Genomic DNA, 18,753 nt, shown 5'->3' with positions numbered 1-18,753 from the left:
CGGTGCGCGACCCCTGGCGGGACGCGATGCGACTCGCCCTGGACGAGGCCGAACGGGCCGTCCGGGGCGGGGACGTCCCCGTCGGCGCCGTCGTGCTGTCCCCGGACGGTACGACGGTTCTCGCCACCGGGCACAACGAGCGCGAGGCCACCGGCGATCCCACGGCCCACGCCGAGGTCCTCGCGATCCGGCGGGCCGCCGCGCGCCTCGGCGAATGGCGGCTGACCGGCTGCACCCTCGTCGTCACCCTGGAGCCCTGCACCATGTGCGCGGGCGCGCTGGTGCAGTCCCGGGTGGACCGGGTGGTCTACGGCGCCCGGGACGAGAAGGCGGGCGCGGCCGGCTCGCTGTGGGACGTGATGCGCGACCGGCGGCTCAACCACCGTCCGGAGGTCGTCGGGGGCGTCCTCGCCACGGAGTGCGCCGGGCTCCTCACCGAGTTTTTCCGCGATCGCTGAATACCGATTTCGAACCACGCCCCACCGTGCTGTAAGGTCTCCCTCGGTAGCGTGTCCGAGCGGCCGAAGGAGCTCGCCTCGAAAGCGAGTGTGGCGCAAGTCACCGAGGGTTCAAATCCCTCCGCTACCGCTTCCGAAAAGGGCCCCGTCTTGCGACGGGGCCCTTTTCGCATGCGAGGGCCGCGTCCGCGGAGCATGCGGGCACCGCCGCCAAAAGACTTTGCCCGGTGGGCCGTTGGTCCCCGATAAAGGTGTGAACGTTACACTCGCCGCCGGCAGCAGGGGCCCAATGGGTCATGGACACACGGGAGGGCCGCGGTGGCGGTGAACGCCAAGAAGATCGTTCTGTACGCGCTCGTGGTCTTCGTGCTGTACGTGATCATCACGGACCCGGCCAAGGCGGCCGGCTACGTCCAGATAGGCTTCGAGGGCATATCGGACGCGGCCAAGGCCATCGGGGACTTCATGACCTGGGCCGCCAACGGAGGAAAGAACTGAGGTACTCCGCATGATCCGCCACCTGGTCCTGTTCAAGCTCAACGAGGGCGTCGAGCGCGACGATCCGCGAGTCGTGGCGGGCGCGGAGGCCTTCCGGGCGCTTCCCGGCCAGATCGAGGAGCTGCGCTTCTGGGAGTGCGCCTGGAACATCACCGACCGGCCGATCGCCTACGACTTCGCGATCAACTCGGCGGTCGAGGACACCGACGCCCTCCGGCGCTACCTGGACCACCCGGCCCATCAGGCGGGCGTCGCCCTGTGGCGCGAGTTCGCCACGTGGGTGATCGCGGACTACGAGTTCTAGGCCCCGCGCTCCCCCGGCTCCGTGAAAGCCCCCCGCCCCGCAGGCGGGGGGCTTTCACGCGTTTCACGCCCCAACTCGTCAGTGTTTGAAAACAACACGGCGTTACCAGGTGCTTGCACACAGTGCACATGTCTTGTGATGCTATGACCGCTTTTGACGGATGATTGACCGAAGAGGTGGCGTTGACCGTGCCGGCCAGTACTGCGCCGCCCCAGGAGGAGGCCCCCGTCCCCGCCTCTGTGCCCCCAGGGAAACGCCGCGGCGCAGACACCCGGGCCCTGACCCAGGTGCTCTTCGCCGAGCTGAAGCAGCTCACCCCCGGCACCCCGGAGCACAACCGGGTGCGGGGAGCGCTGATCGAGGCGAACCTCCCGCTCGTGCGCTACGCCGCCGCCCGCTTCCGCTCCCGCAACGAGCCCATGGAGGACGTGATCCAGGTCGGCACCATCGGCCTGATCAACGCCATCGACCGCTTCGACCCGGACCGGGGCGTGCAGTTCCCGACCTTCGCCATGCCGACCGTGGTCGGCGAGATCAAGCGGTACTTCCGGGACAACGTCCGCACCGTGCACGTGCCGCGCCGGCTGCACGAGCTGTGGGTGCAGGTCAACAGCGCCACCGAGGACCTGACCACGCTGCACGGCCGCTCCCCCTCCACCGCCGAGATCGCCGAGCGGCTGCGCATCAGCGAGGAGGAGGTGCTCAGCTGCATCGAGGCGGGCCGCTCGTACCACGCCACCTCCCTGGAGGCCGCGCAGGAGGGCGACGGGCTGCCCGGACTGCTGGACCGCATCGGCTACGAGGACCCGGCCCTGGACGGCGTGGAACACCGCGACCTGGTCCGCCACCTCCTCGTCCAACTCCCCGAGCGCGAACAGCGGATCCTGCTGCTGCGCTACTACAGCAATCTCACCCAGTCACAGATCAGCGCGGAACTCGGCGTCTCCCAGATGCATGTCTCGCGGCTGCTCGCGCGCAGCTTCCAGAGGCTGCGCTCGGCCAACCGTATCGACGCATAACGGCCCGGAACGACGCCGCCGCATATTCGCCGACGTATAACAGAGCCCGGGGCGCATACCGGTCACGTCGGCGGTCGCACAGTGGGCGCACCGAAGCACACACCCGAACAGCTCTGCCTCGCAAACCCGATCGAGCGCTCACTGCCGCGAGCGATTCGCTCACCAGGGCTGTTGCCGACGGCCGCGACCCGAAGGCCCGTCAGACCCCTTTTCTCCAGCGGTGATTCGGATCTCTCGTGTCGACATGTCACTACAGCGTGTTGCCGACATGTGACATTCTGCGGAAGATGCGTTTGCCGGGGCCCTGGCACCGGTATTCAGGTGAAGGCTGCGTTGCACGACCGACGGCGCGGCCGCGACCGTCCCGCGACCCGAAGGGGGTGGCATGTCCGCAGAACAGGGCAGCTCGAAGGTGCTGACGCCCGCGAAGAGCGAGGCGGCGCCCAAGGAGCTCGACGCACTCGACGTCCTCGACGGCATCGAGGGCGTCACGCCCCTCGACGCCGTGCCTGCCCCGGCCGCCCCCGCCACGGGCGAGGCCATCGACACCCGCACCCTGTCCCGCTCCCTGTTCCTGCGGCTCGCCGCGCTGGACGAGAACAGCCCCGAGCGCGCCTACGTCCGGGACACCCTGATCGAGCTGAACCTGCCGCTGGTCCGCTACGCGGCGGCGCGCTTCCGCTCGCGCAACGAGCCGATGGAGGACATCGTCCAGGTCGGCACCATCGGCCTGATCAAGGCGATCGACCGCTTCGACTGCGAACGGGGCGTGGAGTTCCCCACGTTCGCGATGCCGACGGTGGTCGGTGAGATCAAGCGCTTCTTCCGCGACACCTCCTGGTCGGTGCGCGTCCCGCGCCGCCTCCAGGAGCTGCGCCTGGCCCTCACCAAGGCCAGCGACGAGCTGTCGCAGAAGCTGGACCGCTCCCCGACGGTGACCGAACTGGCCGCCGTGCTGGGCGTCTCCGAGGAGGACGTGGTCGACGGCCTCGCGGTCGGCAACGCGTACACCGCCTCCTCGCTGGACTCCCCGGCCCCGGAGGACGACGGCGGCGAGGGCTCCCTGGCCGACCGGCTCGGCTACGAGGACACCGCGCTCGAAGGCGTGGAGTACCGCGAGTCCCTCAAGCCGCTGCTGGCCAAACTCCCGCCCCGGGAGCGGCGGATCATCATGCTGCGGTTCTTCGCCAACATGACCCAGTCGCAGATCGGCGAGGAGGTCGGCATCTCGCAGATGCACGTCTCCCGGCTGCTCACCCGGACCCTGGCCCAGCTGCGCGAGGGCCTGATCTCGGACTGATTTCCCATCTGACGGGGCGTCATCCGGCATGGCCGGATGCTTCGTCACGGGACGCTTCGTACGACGACATGGTCACCCGGCCGCCGGCGCGCCCTCACGGGAGCCTCGGCGGCCGTCGTGTGTCCGGGCGCGGCACTGGGCGCGTGTGCCGGTCCGGGCGGCGGGGCGGCTATGTGGCGGTGGGCGGCGCGGGCCGTACAGGCCCGGTCGACGCGAGCCCCGCGAGTTCGGTGACGCTGGTCCCGCTGGACGGTCCGCGGGACAGGGGTACGACTCCCACGGCCGCCGCCGGCTCCCCGCCGGGCGGCACGGGTCCAGGACCGGGCGCCACGCGTGCCGACGGCCCCGGACGGGGCGCACCCGGGTCGCCCTCCCCGGCCGGCACGGGCACCGGCGCGCGCACGGGCACGGGCGCGGGTGCCGGTCGTACGACACCCACCCCGCCCCTCCGGCGCTGGTGCCGGAGGTGACCGTGGGGTTCCGCAACTACGGTGGCAAGGCCGCGCGTTCGGGTTCGGTGACGTTCGGGACGCACGTCACCGGGGCGCTCGGCATCGACTGGTCGACCGTGCGGACGTCCGAGGCACTGCCGGCGCCGATCGGCCCCGGGGCGCGCGGACCACACCTGGACGGTGTGCCTCGACGCCTGGCGCATGCCGCTGGGCACGCACATCGAGACGCGGGACGTGGCCGTCCGGTGGAAGTGAAGCCGGAGAAGAGGGTCCTCCTCCGGGTGCGCGGGTTACTTCAGAGCGAGCCAGGCGACGCCGGCCACGACCACGAGGGCCACGATGACGCCGATGATCACGCCGACACGGGGGCCGGAGCCGGCGGAGGCGGCGGGCTGCTGCTGCTGGCGGCCCTGGGGGGCCTCGTCGACGAATGCGCGGAACATCTGGGTGCTGCCGGCAGGGTCGTAATTGCCCTGGGGGCCCTGGGTGTTAGCCATGGCCCGAGACCTTAGCGAAGACGGGCCGGGGCGCCCAAGTGGGGGGCCACCGGGACAGACGGGGACAGTCGCCGCACGCCCACCTGCATATTCACATCCGCAACGCTTGCCTTTGCCAAGGTTTTACACGGGCGCCCGCCTATTTATTTGCCTGTAGCAACCAACGCGGCCTATGGTTGCCCTAAGCAACGAATACGGGAGGTGTGATGGCCGAGCATGCGCGGTTTGATGAGCTTGCGCGTCAGCTCAGCGCCGTCGGCGCCGTGAAACGGGACCTCGTGCGGATGCTGCCGCCCGACTGTCCGGGCGGCTCGGCCGCCGTGCTGACCCTGCTCGGCCGCCATGGCGACATGCGCATGAGCAAGCTCGCCGAGCTGCTCGCCGTCGATCTGTCGGTGACCAGCCGGCATGTGGCGCACGTCGCGGCCCGCGGCTGGATCGAGCGGCACCCGGACCCGGCGGACAAGCGCTCGCGCATCCTGCGCCTGACGCCCCAGGGCCTGAAGGAACTCGACGAGCTGTCGCAGCGGACCTCACAGCGGCTCGCCGAGCGCCTCGGCGACTGGACCGACGACGAGGTCGACCAGCTCATCCATCTGATGACCCGCCTGCGCTCCTCCTTCGGCGACTGCCGGTCCGCCACGGCCCGGCCACCCGCTCCCGTGATCGAAGAGACCACCCGTACACCCGCAAGCACGTAAGAAAAGGAAGCCCATGGCAACGACCACACCAGCCGGTGTGCGGGCTCACGCCAAGCACGGGGGAGGCTCCTCGGCGGGCGACGCCCCGATGTCGCACCGGCAGATCATGGAGGCGCTGTCCGGCCTGCTGCTGGGCCTGTTCGCCGCCATCCTGTCGTCGACGATCGTCACCAACGCACTTCCGACGATCATCAAGGACCTCGGCGGCGGCCAGTCCGCCTACACCTGGGTCGTCACCGCGGCCCTGCTGGCGATGACCGCCTCCGTGCCGCTGTGGGGCAAGCTCGCCGACCTGGTGAGCAAGAAGGCGCTCGTCCAGATATCCCTGGTCATCTATGTGGCCGGTTCGGTCATCGCCGGTCTCGCGCAGAACCCGGCGATGCTGATCACCGCCCGTGTGGTGCAGGGTCTCGGCGCCGGCGGCCTGTCCGCCCTGGTGCAGGTCATCCTGGCCGCGATGATCTCTCCGCGCGAGCGCGGCCGGTACTCCGGCTACACCGGCGCCACCTTCGCCGTGGCCACCGTCGGCGGTCCGCTGCTCGGCGGTGTCATCACCGACACCAGCTGGCTCGGCTGGCGCTACTGCCTGTTCGTCGGCATCCCCTTCGCGCTGATCGCGCTGGTCGTCCTCCAGAAGACCCTGCACCTGCCGGTCGTCAGGCGCGAGGTCAAGGTCGACTGGCTCGGCGCCTTCCTCATCACCGCGGCCGCCTCGCTGCTGCTCATCTGGGTGACCTTCGCCAACGACAAGTACGACTGGCTGTCCTGGCAGACGTACGTGATGGTGGGCGGCACCATCGTGCTCACGCTGCTGTTCGTCCTCACCGAGAGCAGGGCCTCCGAGCCGATCATCCCGCTGCGCCTGTTCCGCAACCGCACGATCTCGCTGGCCTCGCTGGCCTCGCTGTTCGTCGGTGTCGGCATGTACTCGGGCACCGTCTTCTTCTCGCAGTACTTCCAGCTGGCGCGGGACAAGTCCCCGACCATGTCCGGCGTGATGACCATCCCGATGATCGGCGGTCTGTTCCTCTCCTCCATGGTCTCCGGGCGGATCATCTCCAACACCGGGCGCTGGAAGAACTGGCTGGTCGCCGGCGGTCTGTTCCTCACGGCGGGCCTGGCTCTGCTCGGCCTGATGCGCTACGACACCCCGTACTGGCAGCTGTCCGTCTACATGGCGCTCGTCGGTGTCGGCGTCGGCATGATGATGCAGAACCTGGTGCTGTCCACGCAGAACCAGGTCGCCCCGAAGGACCTGGGCGCCGCCTCCTCCACGGTGAGCTTCTTCCGCTCCCTCGGCGGTGCGGTCGGCGTCGGCGTGCTCGGCTCGGTCATGTCCGACCGGATCAGCCACTACGCCAGGAACAGCATCGGCGAGCTCAGCCCGAAGGAGCGGATGGCCGCGGCCAAGGCCGTGAGCGGTGGCGAGCTGCCCGACATGAACCGGCTGCCCCTGCCGATCCGTCATTGGCTGGAAAGCGCCTACGGCCACGGCATCGCCGACGTCTTCCTCTACGCGGCACCCTGCGCCCTGGTCGCCTTCGTCGTCGTGATGTTCATCAAGGAGGTCCCGCTGCGGACGACCGGCGCGCTGGCCCAGGCCGCGCAGGAGAAGACCGGGACGACGGCCGAGGCCGCCGCGCCCGTCGAGACCACGCTGGAGGACGCCATGCAGAACGTGCCGGGTGAGCCCGTCCAGGAGAAGGTGCCCAGCCTGACCGCGCCCGCTCCGGCGGCCGGTGCCGCCGAGGCCCTGGTCGCCGCGGCCGCCACCGCGGCGCCGATGACGGCCGTCGCGACCGTCGCCGAGTCCGGCTCGGGCGGGGAGGGCACCCCGGTGCACGGCTTCGTCCGCGGCGCCGAGAGCGCCCCGGTCCCGCAGGCCGCGGTCACCCTGATCTCGCTGGCCGGCCGCCAGCTGGGCCGCTCCGTCGCCCAGGCCGACGGCTCCTACACGCTGGCCGCCCCCGGCACCGGCAGCTACGTCCTGATCGCCTCCGCCGACGGCTACCAGCCGCAGGCCTCCACCGTCGTGGTGGGCGAGGAACCGCTGTCGTACGACATCCTGCTCAGCGGCACCAGCGGGCTGACCGGTGTGGTGCGGGCGACCGGGAGCGCGCTGCCGGTCAAGGACGCCATGGTGATCGTCACCGATGTGCGCGGTGACCTGCTGGCCACCGCCGCCACCGGGGAGCAGGGCGACTTCGCCTTCACCGACCTGGTGCCCGGTCCGGTGACCGTCGCCGTCAACGCGAGCGGCTACCGGCCGCGCGCGCTGCCCGTCGAGGTCGCCGCCGCCGGCATCACCCGCGTCGACGTCGACCTGGACGCCGGCGCCCGTCTCCAGGGCGTCGTCAGGGCCCCGCACGGCCCGCTGGCCGACGCCCGGGTGACCCTGGTCGACCAGGCGGGCAACGTGGTCGGCAGCGCCACCACCGGCGAGGACGGCGCGTACGTCTTCACGGACCTGGACAGCGGTGAGTACACCGTCATCGCGACCGGCTACCCGCCGGTGGCGACCGCGCTGACCGTCACCGGCACCGGTACCGACGGCCACGACATCGAACTCGCCCACCCCGGCGAGTAGTTCCACCCGGCCCGTGGCGGGGCACGCTCCGAGCGGAGCTGCCCCGCCACGGGCCGGTTCTCTACGACCGATTCGCAAGGCCTTGCAGGGAGAAAACGGGATGGGACTGACCGCGAAGATCCGTACGCGGGACGGTTGGGCCGTGTCGCACGCGGTCGTCACGGTGACCGACATGACCGGTACGCAGGTGCTGCGGGCGGAGGCGGACGCCGAGGGAGCCGTACGGGATGCCACCGAGCTGGCGCCGGGGGCGTACACCGTGATCGTGACGGCCGTCGGGTACGCGCCGGCCGCGTCCAGCGCGATCGTCACCGCGAGCGGCCGGGTCGAGGTCGGCACCGTGACCCTCGCCCGGCAGGGCGGCACCGAGCTGCCGCCGCCCGGCCCCTGGACGATCGACCCGGCGCATTCCTCGGTCGCGGCGGTCGCCCAGCACCTGGGGATCTCCAGCGTGCACGGCCGGTTCACGGAGTTCGGCGGCACCATCGAGATCGCGCCGGACGACGTCGCCATGTCCCGGGTGGAGGCGGTGATCAAGGCCGGGTCCATCGACACCGGCAACGGCATGCGCGACACGCACCTGCGCTCCGGTGACTTCCTCGACATCGAGAAGCACCCGGAGATCACCTACCGCTCCACCGGGCTGACCCAGGCGGGCCCGGACCGCTGGACCGTGCACGGCGAGCTGTCCCTGCACGGTGTGGTGCGCCAGGTCGACCTCGACCTCGCCTACCTCGGCACCGGTGCCGACCCCTGGGGCGGCACCCGCGCCGCCTTCCGCGCCACGGCGGAGCTGCACCGCGAGGACTTCGCGATGAACTACAACCAGGTGCTCCAGGCGGGCATCGCCGCCATCGGCACCACGCTGAAGGTGCAGCTGGACATCCAGGCGGTGCAGGGCGACAGCCTGCCGGCCGCCTGATCTCCCGACGGAGGAGCCCGCCGACCGGACGCCGGTCGGCGGGCTCCTGTCATGTCGTGCGCTCGTCGCCCGTCGCGCCCACGACGCGTCGGGCCAGATCGCGGAGCTTGACGTTCTCCCGCTGGGAGGCGCGCACCAGGCTCTCGAAGGCGGCCTGGGCGCCGATGTCCAGGCGCTCCATCAGGATGCCGGTGGCCTGTCCGATCAGGTCCCGGGTGTGCATGGCCTCCGTCAACTGCTCGCGCACGGTCACGGAGTTCAGGGCGAGGCCCACCTGCACGGTGAACAGCCGGCCGAGCCGCGCGGCCGTCTCGTCGAAGGCGCCGGGCTCACGGGAGTACGCGGTCAGCACGGTCAGCCGGCGCTTGTCGGCGCGCAGCCGCATCGACAGCACCGAGCGCAGCTCCCGGGGTTCGCCGTCCGTCCCGCCGCTGTCCACGACCCGCACCACCGGCGAGGTCCACAGCCGTTCCCAGTGCGGCAGGTCGGGGGTGCCGGCCTCGCGCACGAGGTCATCGCTCCAGGCCACCGTGCGCAGCGACTCCCCGCGCTCGATCTCGCAGACCCCGGCGTGCTCGGCGCCGGGCAGCAGATGCACCGCGAGCCGGACCGCCGTGTCCAGCGTGGCACCGGGGGAGGCGCTCTCGTGCAACTCGCGGGCCGCCGCCGTCAGGGCCTCGGCCAGGTCGAGACCGCCCCGGGAACGGGTCACCTCGAAGACGTCGTACGCGGAGAAGTCGTACGCGGAAAAGTCAGGCGTGGAAAAGTCGGACGCGGCCACCACGAACCTCTCGGATGACATGACCGTACGGCCATGCGCAGGAGAGCTCCGCAGCACATTCCCGACTGCGAGCACAGGACATCAGAACTCTAGCTGCTCCATTGCGGTGAAGTGACCTTCCGCCCGGTGCCCGCGGACCCGCCCGAACCCCCGGCGCGCCGTGCCTGTGCCCAGCAGGGTCAGGCTGGATCGGGGGTCCGCGCCCTAGGCTGCGGCCATGGCACCGAACATCGCGACGAACACCCGTGTCTCCCTGGACGAGCTGCTCGACTTCGTACGCCCCCGCCACCGCGCACTGCTGATCACCCGCCGTGCCGACGGCTCCCCGCAGGCCTCCCCGTTGACCTGCGGGGTCGACGACTCGGGCCGGATCGTGGTCTCGACCTACCCGGAGCGGGCCAAGACCCGCAACGCCAAGCGGGATCCGCGGGTGAGCATGCTCGTGCTCAGCGACGACTGGAACGGCCCCTGGGTGCAGGTCGACGGCACGGCCGAGGTCGTCGACAGCCCCGACTCGGTGGAGCCGCTGGTCGAGTACTACCGCAACATCGCGGGGGAGCACCCCGACTGGGACGAGTACCGGGCGGCCATGCGCAAGCAGGGCAAGTCGATCATCCGGGTGACGCCGGAGCGGTGGGGGCCGGTGGCGACCGGCGGTTTCCCGGCGCGGCTGGTCGGCGAGGAGTGAGAAGCCTCCGAGGCAGGGCGCCCGACGGGCCGGTCAGCCCCGTTCGACCATCGCCTCGATCCCCGCGATCAGCAGGTCCAGGGCGAAGGTGAAGTCACGGTCCATCAGCTCGGCGACGGTCCCCCGGCCGCCGGCGTCCATGATCTGCCTGGACTCCTGGACGAAGTCGGCGGTGTGGGGGTCCTCCCGGACCAGGTTCACGGCCTGCTGGTAGTAGTCGTCCGCGGTCAGCCCGGAGTCCGCGATCCGGCACATGAACTGGGCCTCGATCGTGCCGAATCCGTACACGAACTGGAAGACGGCCGAGATCGCGCCCCTCACCCGGTGCGGGGGCAGCCCGGAGCGGGCGAGGGCGCGCTGCACGCTGCGGGAGAAGTCCAGCGAGTGCGGGCCGATGTTCAGGTACTGGCCGGCCAGCCGGGACAGCCAGGGGTGGCGCACCAGCAGGGCCCGGTACTCGGCGGCCAGTGCCCGCAGCCGCTCCCGCCAGTCGGTGTCGTCGTCCTCGCCCGGCAGGCGCGGTTCGCCGTAGGCCGCGTCCAGGGCGAGTTCGAGCAGGTCGTCCTTGGTGTCGACGTACCAGTACAGGGACATCGCGGTGACGTTCAGCTCGGCGGCGAGGCGGCGCATGGAGAACTTCGCGAGGCCCTCGGCGTCGAGGAGTCGTACCGACGCGGCGGTGATCCGCTCCCGGTCGAGGCCGGAGGGCTGGCCGCCGCGCCCACCGCGCCGGGGCTCCTCCTGGAGCCACACACTGTCCCGCGCCGACCGCCCCGCCGTCTTCGCCACCGGCGCACCTTCCTCTGTTTCCGGCCGCACGAGGCCGCTGCCCACGATGCCAGGGGTCGGCCGGTATGAGGAGCACGGGCCCGCATCCCTGTGCCGTTACCCACATCCCCCGGCACTTAGACGCGGACCCGCTCCGCCGTTCTCCCTCAGCCGTCCGCGCGCCGGGTGAGGTCGTAGAAGGTGGCCGAGCCCACGGTCACCTTCTTGAAGGTGCTCTGGACCCAGGAGCTGATCTGCGAGCCGGTGCCGCTGCCACGGCCGCCTCCGCCGCCCTCGCCGCCACCCATGCCGCCACCCATGCCGCCGGCGATGAAGTAGTGGACGCGGCCCTGCGCCACGTACTGCTTGAACTGCGCGAGCGTCGGCGACGGGTCGGTTCCGTTGAAGCCGCCGATCGCCATCACCGGGTCTCCGGTGGCGAGCTGGTAGCTCGCCGCGTTCTGCGAGCCGATGGACGCGGCGACCCAGGTGTACCGGGACGCGTCCTTCATCAGCAGCGCCTTGGCGGCCGAGCCGACGTCCGCGCCGTCCAGCAGACCGCCCATGCCGCCGGCACCGCGGCCGCCCTCGCCGGTGGGGGCGCCGCCCGGGAAACCGCCGCCGAAGTCGCCGCCGGCGGCCGGGAAGCCGTTGCCGTTCCACTGACCGGGCACGTTCTGCTGACCGGGCATGCCCTGCTGACCCGGTCCGCCGCCCTGCTGACCCGGTCCGCCCTGCTGGTTCTGCTGTCCCTGCCGACTCCCCTGGCCCGGCATGCCCCCGCCGCCGGGTCCGCCGCCCGGCCCCCGGCCGCCGCCGAAGCCCATCATGCCCGCACCCGCCGGGCCGGCCGTCGGGATGGAGCCCTCGTGCGCGGAGTCCACCGTGCTCAGGGTGTAGGCCGTCGGCCCGGCCAGCGCGGCGACGAGGGCCAGCGCCGCCGCGGCGAGGGCGAGGGACCGCGTGACATGCCCGGCGAAGATCAGGCCGAGGGCCGCCACCAGCCCGCCCACCAGAACCAGCCACTTCAGCCAGGGCAGATAGGTGGGCGTGCGGTCGAGCAGCACACAGCCCCAGGCCGCGGCGGCCACCACGGACGCGGCGAGGGCGAGCGCCGCCCACACCTCCCGGCGCCGCTCCCACAGCAGCCCGGCGCCCATGCCGATGACGGCGGCCATGTAGGGGGCGAGGGCCACGGTGTAGTACTGGTGGAAGATGCCGGCCATGTAGCTGAACACCGCCATGGTCACCAGCAGGGACCCGCCCCAGACCAGGAACGAGGAGCGGGTGACCGACGTACGCCCGCGCCTCCGGGTCGCCAGCAGACCCGCGACCAGCAGGATCAGCGCGGTGGGCAGCAGCCAGGAGATCTGGCCGCCGACCTCGGTGCCGAACATCCGGTCCCAGCCGGTCGCCCCCCACATCCCGCCGCCGGGGCCTCCGCCGGGACCCCCGCCCCCGCCGACGCTGCCGGTCTCGTCGCCGCTGAGCCGCCCGAACCCGTTGTAGCCGAAGGTCAGTTCCAGGAAGCTGTTGTGCTGCGAGCCGCCGATGTAGGGGCGGGACGAGGCCGGCCACAGCTCGACGATCGCGACCCACCAGCCGCCGGACACCACCAACGCGAGGGTGGCGGCGGCCAGTTGGCCGAGGCGCTTCTTCAGCGACACCGGTGCGCACACCGCGTACACCGCGGCGAGCGCCGGCAGGATCAGGAACGCCTGGAGCGTCTTGGCGAGGAACGCGAGGCCGATCGCCGCCCCGGCCCACACCAGCCACCTGGTCCGGCCGTCCTCCAGCGCCCGTACGACGAGGTAGCAGGCCACGGACATCAGCAGGGCGAGCAGCGCGTCGGGGTTGTCGAACCGGAACATCAGCGCCGCGACCGGGGTGAGCGCGAGCACCGCGCCCGCGATCAGACCGGCGGCGGGGCTGGACCGGCGGCGCACGGCGGCGTACACGACGGCCACCGTCGCCACGCCCATCAGCGCCTCGGGCGCCAGGATCGCCCAGGAGTTCAGGCCGAAGACCCGCACCGACAGCTCCATCGGCCACAGCGCGGCCGGGGGCTTGTCGACGGTGATGGCGTTGCCCGCGTCCAGCGACCCGAAGAAGAGCGCCTTCCAGGACTTGCTGCCCGCCTGGACGGCCGCCGAGTAGAAGGAGTTGGCGTAGCCGGAGGCGCTGAGGTCGTAGAGGTAGAGCAGCAGGGTGGCGGCCAGCAGCCCGAGGAAGGCGGGGCGCGCCCAGCGCGGGTCCTCGGGGCGGCCGCGCCACAGCCGGTGCGGGAGGGACGGCCGGGTCGCGGCGGCCGGGGGCGGTGCCCATCCGGTCGTGCCGCCCGGCCCCTCGTTCGCGTCGAGCGGGCGGTCGTAGGAGGTGCTCATCGGGACCCTTCCGGGGTGTCGGTGCCGTACGGTCCCCGCTGGTCCGGGAACACCCAGGCGCGGAAGAGCAGGAACCGCAGTACGGTCGCGGCGAGGTTGGCGGTGACGAGGACCGCCAGCTCGGTGGAGTGCGCGGGGTGGCCGCCGACCGCGCCGAGGGCGGCCAGGGAACCGCTGGTCAGGGCGAGTCCGATGGCGAAGACCACCAGGCCCTGCGCCTGATGGCGGACCGCGCCGCCGCGGCCGCGCACCCCGAAGGTCAGCCGGCGGTTGGCGGCCGTGTTGGCGACGGCCGAGACCAGCAGCGCGAGGCCGTTGGCGAACTGCGGCCCGCAGAACTGCCGGAAGCCGCTGTAGAGCAGCAGATAGAAGAGGGTCGACAGGACGCCGACCACGCAGAAGCCGACCAGCTGGCGGGCCAGTCCCCCGGGGACGCCTGCCAGTTCGCGGTCGCGCGGGTCGTCGCCGAAGGGCCGGGCGAGCCGGTCCAGCGGCAGCGAACCGGTGGCGAGCGCCCGGCCGATCCGCCACACGCCCTTGAGGTCGTCGGTCGCGGTGCGCACGATGTGCACGGTGGAGTCGGGGTCGTCCACCCAGTCGACCGGCACCTCGTGGATCCTGAGCCCGGCCCGCTCGGCGAGCACCAGCATCTCGGTGTCGAAGAACCAGCCGGTGTCCTCCACCAGCGGCAGCAGCACCCGGGCCACATCCCCCCGTATGGCCTTGAACCCGCACTGTGCGTCCGAGAAGCGGGCCTTGAGCGAGCCGCGCAGGATCAGGTTGTACGCCCGGCTGATCAGCTCGCGCTTGGGGCCGCGCACGACCCGGGAGGAGCGGGCCAGCCGGGAACCGATCGCGAGATCCGAGTGGCCGGAGATCAGCGGCGCGACCAGCGGCAGGAGGGCGTTGAGGTCGGTGGACAGATCGACGTCCATATAGGCGAGGACCGGCGCCTCGGACGCGGACCACACGGTCCGCAGCGCACGACCGCGACCCTTCTGCTCCAGGCGTACGACGCCCACCCCGGGCAGCTCGGCCGCCAGCCGGGCCGCGACCAGCGGGGTGGTGTCCGTGGAGGCGTTGTCCGCGATCGTGATGCGGAAGGAGTAAGGGAAGGTGCGCGTCAGATGCTCGTGCAGCCGGCGGACGCACGGCCGGAGATCCTGCTCCTCGTTGTAGACGGGGATCACCACGTCCAGGACGGCCGTACCGGCGGCCGAGGCCGGCAGGTGCTCCCGAGCCGGCAGCGCCCCCGGGGGCGAGTCGTGGGAAGAGTCGGTTCGCATGGAACCGACTCTGGTCAGGCGCCCTGTCGCGTCGGTGTGGTGGCGCTGTGGGAGGGCTGTGAGTGCGGGGCGGCGGGGACGGCGGGGGACTCGGCGGCGGGCGCGGCGGGCCCGGTCGGGCCGGTCGGGCCGGAGAAGGGCTCGGCGGCGGGGCCGACCGGCTCGGCGGAACCGGCGGGGCCGGAGAACGGCTCGGTGGCCGGTCGAGGGGCCGGGCCGGGGCCGGGGGCGAGTGCGGGCAGGCGCACGGTGAACACGGTCCGTCCGGGGACGCTCGCCACGCTCACCGCGCCGTCGTGCGCCGTCGCGACGGCCTGCACGATGGCGAGCCCGAGCCCGGTCGATCCGGTGGCCCGCGACCGGGCCGAGTCCCCGCGGGCGAACCGCTCGAAGACGTGCGGGAGCAACTCGCCCGGGATTCCCGGCCCGTCGTCCTCGACGTCCACGCACAGCCACGGCCCCTGCCGGCGCACCCGCGCGGTGACGGTCGTACCGGGCGGGGTGTGGCGCTGGGCGTTGGCCAGCAGGTTGACCAGGACCTGCTGGAGCCGGGCGGCGTCCGCGGAGACCGGGGCGGGTTCGTCGGGCAGGGCGAGCCGCCAGTTGTGGTCGCGGCCGGCCGCGCGGGCGTCGCTGACGGTGTCCACGACGAGCGGGACCAGATCGGTCGGGGCGAACTCCAGCGGCCGGCCGGCGTCCAGGCGGGCGAGCAGCAGCAGGTCCTCCACCAGCAGGGTCATCCGTCCGGCCTCGGACTCGATCCGCCCGAGGGCGTGCCGGGTGTCGGGACCGACCTGTTCGTGGCCGCGCCGGGTCAGTTCGGCGTAGCCGCGGATGGAGGAGAGAGGGGTGCGCAGTTCATGGCTGGCGTCGGCGACGAACTGCCGTACCCGCGTCTCGCTCTGCTGCCGGGCCTCCAGTGCGCCGCGGACGTGGTCGAGCATCCGGTTCAGCGCGGCGCCGACCTGCCCGACCTCGGTGTGCGGATCGCACTCGGCGTCCGGGACGCGTTCGCTGAGGTTCACCTCGCCGGTGTGCAGCGGCAGTTCGGAGACGCGGGTGGCGGTGGCGGCGACCCTGCGCAGCGGGCGGGTGGCCACGCCGACGATGACGGTTCCGGCGAGGCAGGCGGCGAGCAGTCCGGCGGCGGTGACACAGACCTCGACGAGGATCAGGGTGTTGATGATGCCGTCGGTGTCCTCGGTCGGGATGCCCACGTAGAAGGAGCCGTTGGGCCCGGTGACGTACTGGGCGCGGTAGCTGCCGAGGCCGGGGAGGCCGAGGGTGTGCGCGCGGTGGTCGGCGGGCACGGTGCCGAGGGCGGCGAGCTGGGCCCGGTCCAGGTCCTGGGCGCTGAGGTACGGCGCGGACCCCGACCTGCGGCCCACCTTGCCCTCGGTGGCGGTGCCGTCGCGCACCTCGGCCACGACCGTGTACTGCGGCTGCGGACCGAGGGCGACGAACTGGTCCAGCTCGATGCCCCTGGGTGCCTGTGCGCCGCCGGGCGCGCCGGGCCTCTCGTCCTGCCCCGGCGGGGCGAAGGCGCCGGAGGCACGCTTGCCGACCTCGTCCAGCCGACCGTCGAGCTGGTCGTACAGATGCGAGCGCAGGGCCAGGGTGGTCACGGTGCCGATCACCGCGCAGACGACGGCGATGAGCACGACGGAGACGACGACGAGGCGGGTGCGCAGGGTGCGGGGCGAGCGGGCGGAGCGGGACGGCCGGAGGGGACCGGTCATCACACGGCGGGCTTGATCAGGTATCCGGCGCCGCGCCGGGTGTGGATCATGGGGTCGCGACCGGCGTCGATCTTCCGGCGCAGGTAGGAGATGTACAGCTCGACCACGTTGGCCTGCCCGCCGAAGTCGTACGACCAGACACGGTCCAGGATCTGCGCCTTGCTGAGCACGCGCCGCGGGTTGCGCATGAGGAAGCGCAGCAGCTCGAACTCCGTGGCGGTGAGGTGGATGGAGTCACCGCCCCGGGTGACCTCGTGGCTGTCCTCGTCCAGGGTGAGGTCGCCCACGACGAGCACGGACTCGGAGCGCCGGTCGGTCGCCCCGGACCTGCGGATCAGCCCGCGCAGCCGGGCGACGACCTCCTCCAGGCTGAACGGCTTGGTGACGTAGTCGTCGCCGCCCGCGGTGAGCCCGGCGATACGGTCCTCCACCGCGTCCTTGGCGGTCAGGAACAGCACGGGCACGTCCGGCAGTTCGCGGCGCAGTCGGCCGAGCACGGCGAGCCCGTCCATGTCCGGCAGCATCATGTCGAGGACGACGGCGTCGGGCCGGAACTCGCGGGCCGTCTGCAGGGCTCCCTGGCCGTCCGTCGCGCTTCTGATCTGCCAGCCCTCGTAGCGAAGGGCCATGCTCAGCAGTTCCGTGATCGACGTCTCGTCGTCGACCACCAGCACGCGGACGGGGCTTCCGTCCGGCCTCAGCAGTTCGGTGCGCCCCTGGGGCGAGGTCGTGGTCATGGCGGTCACCCTGTCGGGGCCCTCTGAGAAGAGTGTTTCACCAGTCTTGGTTTTTCCTGAGAAACACACAGCCACCACTCAGACAACGCCTGGGTGGCTCCTCAGAACAGCCCTTCCTGCTCCCGGACGAACTCCCTCACGGGGACGGTGAGTCGGTCCCCTTCCCCCGGCGAGGGCACGAGCCCCCATCCCCGCATCAGCCGGGTGTCGAGCACGACGACCCCCCGCCCGCCGACCGCCAGATGGAGATCGGGCCCGGCCGCCGCGACCAGTTCCCCGCTCACGGCACCGCCGGGGACGAGCTCGGCCACCTCACCGCGGGCGGCCGGTGTTCCCCCGAGCCCGAAGACCCGTACGTGATCGACGACTTCGCAGGGGGCGGCCCGCAGGGACTCCGGCCACCGGGCGAGCGCGACGGCCCGCCGGTGCAGCTCCCTGACCTCGGCCGCCCGCTCCCCCTCCGTCCGCGGCAGTCGCGCCCGCAGCGCCCGTTTTACGGCGTACGGAATCCGGTCCGGCACCCCCAGCGCGGCCCGCAGCATCTCCTCCGTACGCCGGGCCGCCATCAGGGGCCCGGTCCCGAGCCAGCTGAAACAGACCGCCCCCTGCTCCAGCAGCCGCGCCGTCCCCCGCTCCACGGCCGTGATCCCGACCTTGACCATGCCGGGCCCGAACCAGGCGAGGTACACCCGGTACGGCCGGGGGTCGTCGGCGATCGTGTCGGCGGCCACGGAGTGCGCCCGGTCGAGCCGCGCGCACTCCTCGCACCGGGCCCCCGTGCTCCGCCCGGCCACCACCACCTGCCCCGGACAGGCGTGCCCCCGTGCCCCCGCGCACGTCCGCCGGTCCCCTTCCGGCACCGCGAAGGAGATCCTCTTCCCCCAGGTGAGCGCGCTGCCCCGCCCGCCGTCCCACTCCAGGAGGGGACCGTCGGCGGACCAGCGAAGCCCGGAGCATCTCCACGTCTGTGCCATCACGCATGAGGGTAGGGGGTGGGTCTGACAACGCCCCCGGGAGCCGGTGCGGGGGTACGGCGGGCACGGGCCCGCGCACGGGCGCCGGAGCAGGGCGGGCCGCCACCGCGCGCATCAGCTGACGCGCATGGAGGCAACGTTCACTCGGCCGGGGACAAAGGGGGGACTCCGGCGCCCTTCGGCGCGACGGGCGCGGCCGTCTCGGCCGCCCTCCGCTCCCGCCCCGCCGGCCGGCGGCCGACGCACGCGGCGTGCCCCTCGCGGGCCTGTGCGTCACGGACGCGCAGGGGCCACTGCTCCCTGGGCCGGACACCCGGCGGCTCGCCCCAGCCGGACAGATGCAGGACCCAGGTCACCGGGACGCTCACCGCGGCCAGGGCCAGGCCGCCGACGATCAACGGGAGCGAGTCCGCGCAGATCCCGAGGCCGACCGCGCAGCCGCCCACCGCCGCGATCCCGAGGCCGGTCCAGCCGGCGATCGTGTGGCCCTCGTCGTACAGACTCATGGGGCCGCCTCCAGGAACGAGACCGACGAGATTCCCTCACCGGTCAAGGCATCCACGCTTCGAACGTCTGACGTTCCAAGGGGAATTGAACAGATACAGGGCACGCCCCACCCGTCGGCCACCCCCGCCGAGGCCCCGGCGGCGATGGACCA

18 protein-coding genes and 1 tRNA gene are annotated in these 18,753 nt (G+C 72.3%); 10 read left to right on the top strand and 9 right to left on the bottom strand.

Annotated features, from left to right (window positions below):
- The first annotated feature begins 26 nt into the window (after positions 1–26).
- The 6 genes from tadA (at position 27) to ACWDD7_RS02185 (ending at position 3,579) form a co-directional block, all read left to right on the top strand.
- Complete coding sequence (tadA, locus tag ACWDD7_RS02210; RefSeq protein ID WP_351878563.1) at positions 27–458, top strand: tRNA adenosine(34) deaminase TadA; 432 nt, start codon at positions 27–29, stop codon at positions 456–458.
- A gap of 45 nt (positions 459–503) precedes the next feature.
- Positions 504–588, top strand: a tRNA-Ser gene (locus tag ACWDD7_RS02205).
- Positions 589–776: 188 nt separating this feature from the next.
- Positions 777–956 carry a hypothetical protein gene (locus ACWDD7_RS02200; protein ID WP_285556414.1) on the top strand — a complete coding sequence of 60 codons (180 nt, stop codon included), beginning with the start codon at positions 777–779 and terminating at the stop codon, positions 954–956.
- A 10-nt stretch (positions 957–966) separates the two neighbouring features.
- Complete coding sequence (locus ACWDD7_RS02195) at positions 967–1,260, top strand: Dabb family protein (protein ID WP_351880213.1); 294 nt, start codon at positions 967–969, stop codon at positions 1,258–1,260.
- Between the two features lie 164 nt (positions 1,261–1,424).
- Positions 1,425–2,279 (top strand): RNA polymerase sigma factor SigF, encoded by an 855-nt coding sequence (locus ACWDD7_RS02190; RefSeq protein WP_285556418.1) that lies wholly within the window; start codon positions 1,425–1,427, stop codon positions 2,277–2,279.
- Positions 2,280–2,664: 385 nt separating this feature from the next.
- Complete coding sequence (locus tag ACWDD7_RS02185; protein ID WP_351875820.1) at positions 2,665–3,579, top strand: RNA polymerase sigma factor SigF; 915 nt, start codon at positions 2,665–2,667, stop codon at positions 3,577–3,579.
- 742 nt (positions 3,580–4,321) lie between these two features.
- Here the strand turns inward: ACWDD7_RS02185 and ACWDD7_RS02180 are convergent.
- Positions 4,322–4,528, bottom strand: coding sequence for a hypothetical protein (locus ACWDD7_RS02180; protein ID WP_351875818.1), 207 nt, complete (start codon positions 4,526–4,528; stop codon positions 4,322–4,324).
- A 206-nt stretch (positions 4,529–4,734) separates the two neighbouring features.
- Here ACWDD7_RS02180 and ACWDD7_RS02175 point away from each other — a divergent pair, with 206 nt between their 5' ends.
- From ACWDD7_RS02175 to ACWDD7_RS02165, 3 genes are all read left to right on the top strand, one after another.
- Positions 4,735–5,229 (top strand): MarR family winged helix-turn-helix transcriptional regulator, encoded by a 495-nt coding sequence (locus ACWDD7_RS02175; protein ID WP_351875815.1) that lies wholly within the window; start codon positions 4,735–4,737, stop codon positions 5,227–5,229.
- Positions 5,230–5,242: 13 nt separating this feature from the next.
- Entirely contained in the window at positions 5,243–7,816 is a 2,574-nt protein-coding gene (locus ACWDD7_RS02170; protein ID WP_450455757.1) for an MFS transporter, read from the top strand.
- 100 nt (positions 7,817–7,916) lie between these two features.
- Positions 7,917–8,738: a YceI family protein gene (locus ACWDD7_RS02165; RefSeq protein ID WP_351875809.1), complete on the top strand. Its 822-nt coding sequence runs from the start codon at positions 7,917–7,919 to the stop codon at positions 8,736–8,738.
- A gap of 49 nt (positions 8,739–8,787) precedes the next feature.
- Here the strand turns inward: ACWDD7_RS02165 and ACWDD7_RS02160 are convergent, their stop codons facing one another.
- Complete coding sequence (locus ACWDD7_RS02160) at positions 8,788–9,540, bottom strand: GAF and ANTAR domain-containing protein (RefSeq protein ID WP_450455755.1); 753 nt, start codon at positions 9,538–9,540, stop codon at positions 8,788–8,790.
- Positions 9,541–9,736: 196 nt separating this feature from the next.
- Between ACWDD7_RS02160 and ACWDD7_RS02155 the strand changes: the two genes are divergently transcribed.
- Entirely contained in the window at positions 9,737–10,207 is a 471-nt protein-coding gene (locus tag ACWDD7_RS02155; RefSeq protein WP_351875806.1) for a PPOX class F420-dependent oxidoreductase, read from the top strand.
- Positions 10,208–10,240: 33 nt separating this feature from the next.
- Here the strand turns inward: ACWDD7_RS02155 and ACWDD7_RS02150 are convergent, their stop codons facing one another.
- From ACWDD7_RS02150 to ACWDD7_RS02120, 7 genes are all read right to left on the bottom strand, one after another.
- On the bottom strand, positions 10,241–10,996 hold the full coding sequence (locus ACWDD7_RS02150) for a TetR/AcrR family transcriptional regulator (protein WP_351875804.1): 756 nt from the start codon (positions 10,994–10,996) through the stop codon (positions 10,241–10,243).
- Positions 10,997–11,142: 146 nt separating this feature from the next.
- Positions 11,143–13,359, bottom strand: coding sequence for a glycosyltransferase family 39 protein (locus ACWDD7_RS02145; RefSeq protein WP_450455752.1), 2,217 nt, complete (start codon positions 13,357–13,359; stop codon positions 11,143–11,145).
- Positions 13,356–14,645 carry a glycosyltransferase gene (locus ACWDD7_RS02140; RefSeq protein ID WP_450455750.1) on the bottom strand — a complete coding sequence of 430 codons (1,290 nt, stop codon included), beginning with the start codon at positions 14,643–14,645 and terminating at the stop codon, positions 13,356–13,358. Before ACWDD7_RS02140 ends, ACWDD7_RS02145 begins: the two co-directional genes overlap by 4 nt.
- A gap of 14 nt (positions 14,646–14,659) precedes the next feature.
- Entirely contained in the window at positions 14,660–16,384 is a 1,725-nt protein-coding gene (locus tag ACWDD7_RS02135) for a HAMP domain-containing sensor histidine kinase (RefSeq protein WP_450455748.1), read from the bottom strand.
- Positions 16,384–17,121: a response regulator transcription factor gene (locus ACWDD7_RS02130; RefSeq protein ID WP_392212146.1), complete on the bottom strand. Its 738-nt coding sequence runs from the start codon at positions 17,119–17,121 to the stop codon at positions 16,384–16,386. The genes ACWDD7_RS02135 and ACWDD7_RS02130 overlap by 1 nt, the downstream gene beginning before the upstream one ends.
- 101 nt (positions 17,122–17,222) lie before the next feature.
- Positions 17,223–18,095, bottom strand: coding sequence for a DUF2797 domain-containing protein (locus tag ACWDD7_RS02125; protein WP_450455746.1), 873 nt, complete (start codon positions 18,093–18,095; stop codon positions 17,223–17,225).
- 140 nt (positions 18,096–18,235) lie between these two features.
- On the bottom strand, positions 18,236–18,601 hold the full coding sequence (locus ACWDD7_RS02120) for an HGxxPAAW family protein (RefSeq protein WP_450455744.1): 366 nt from the start codon (positions 18,599–18,601) through the stop codon (positions 18,236–18,238).
- Positions 18,602–18,753: the final 152 nt, after the last annotated feature.

The sequence above is a fragment of the Streptomyces sp. NPDC001056 genome (assembly GCF_053598955.1).
This window is presented reverse-complemented; position numbering and strand designations above follow the sequence as displayed.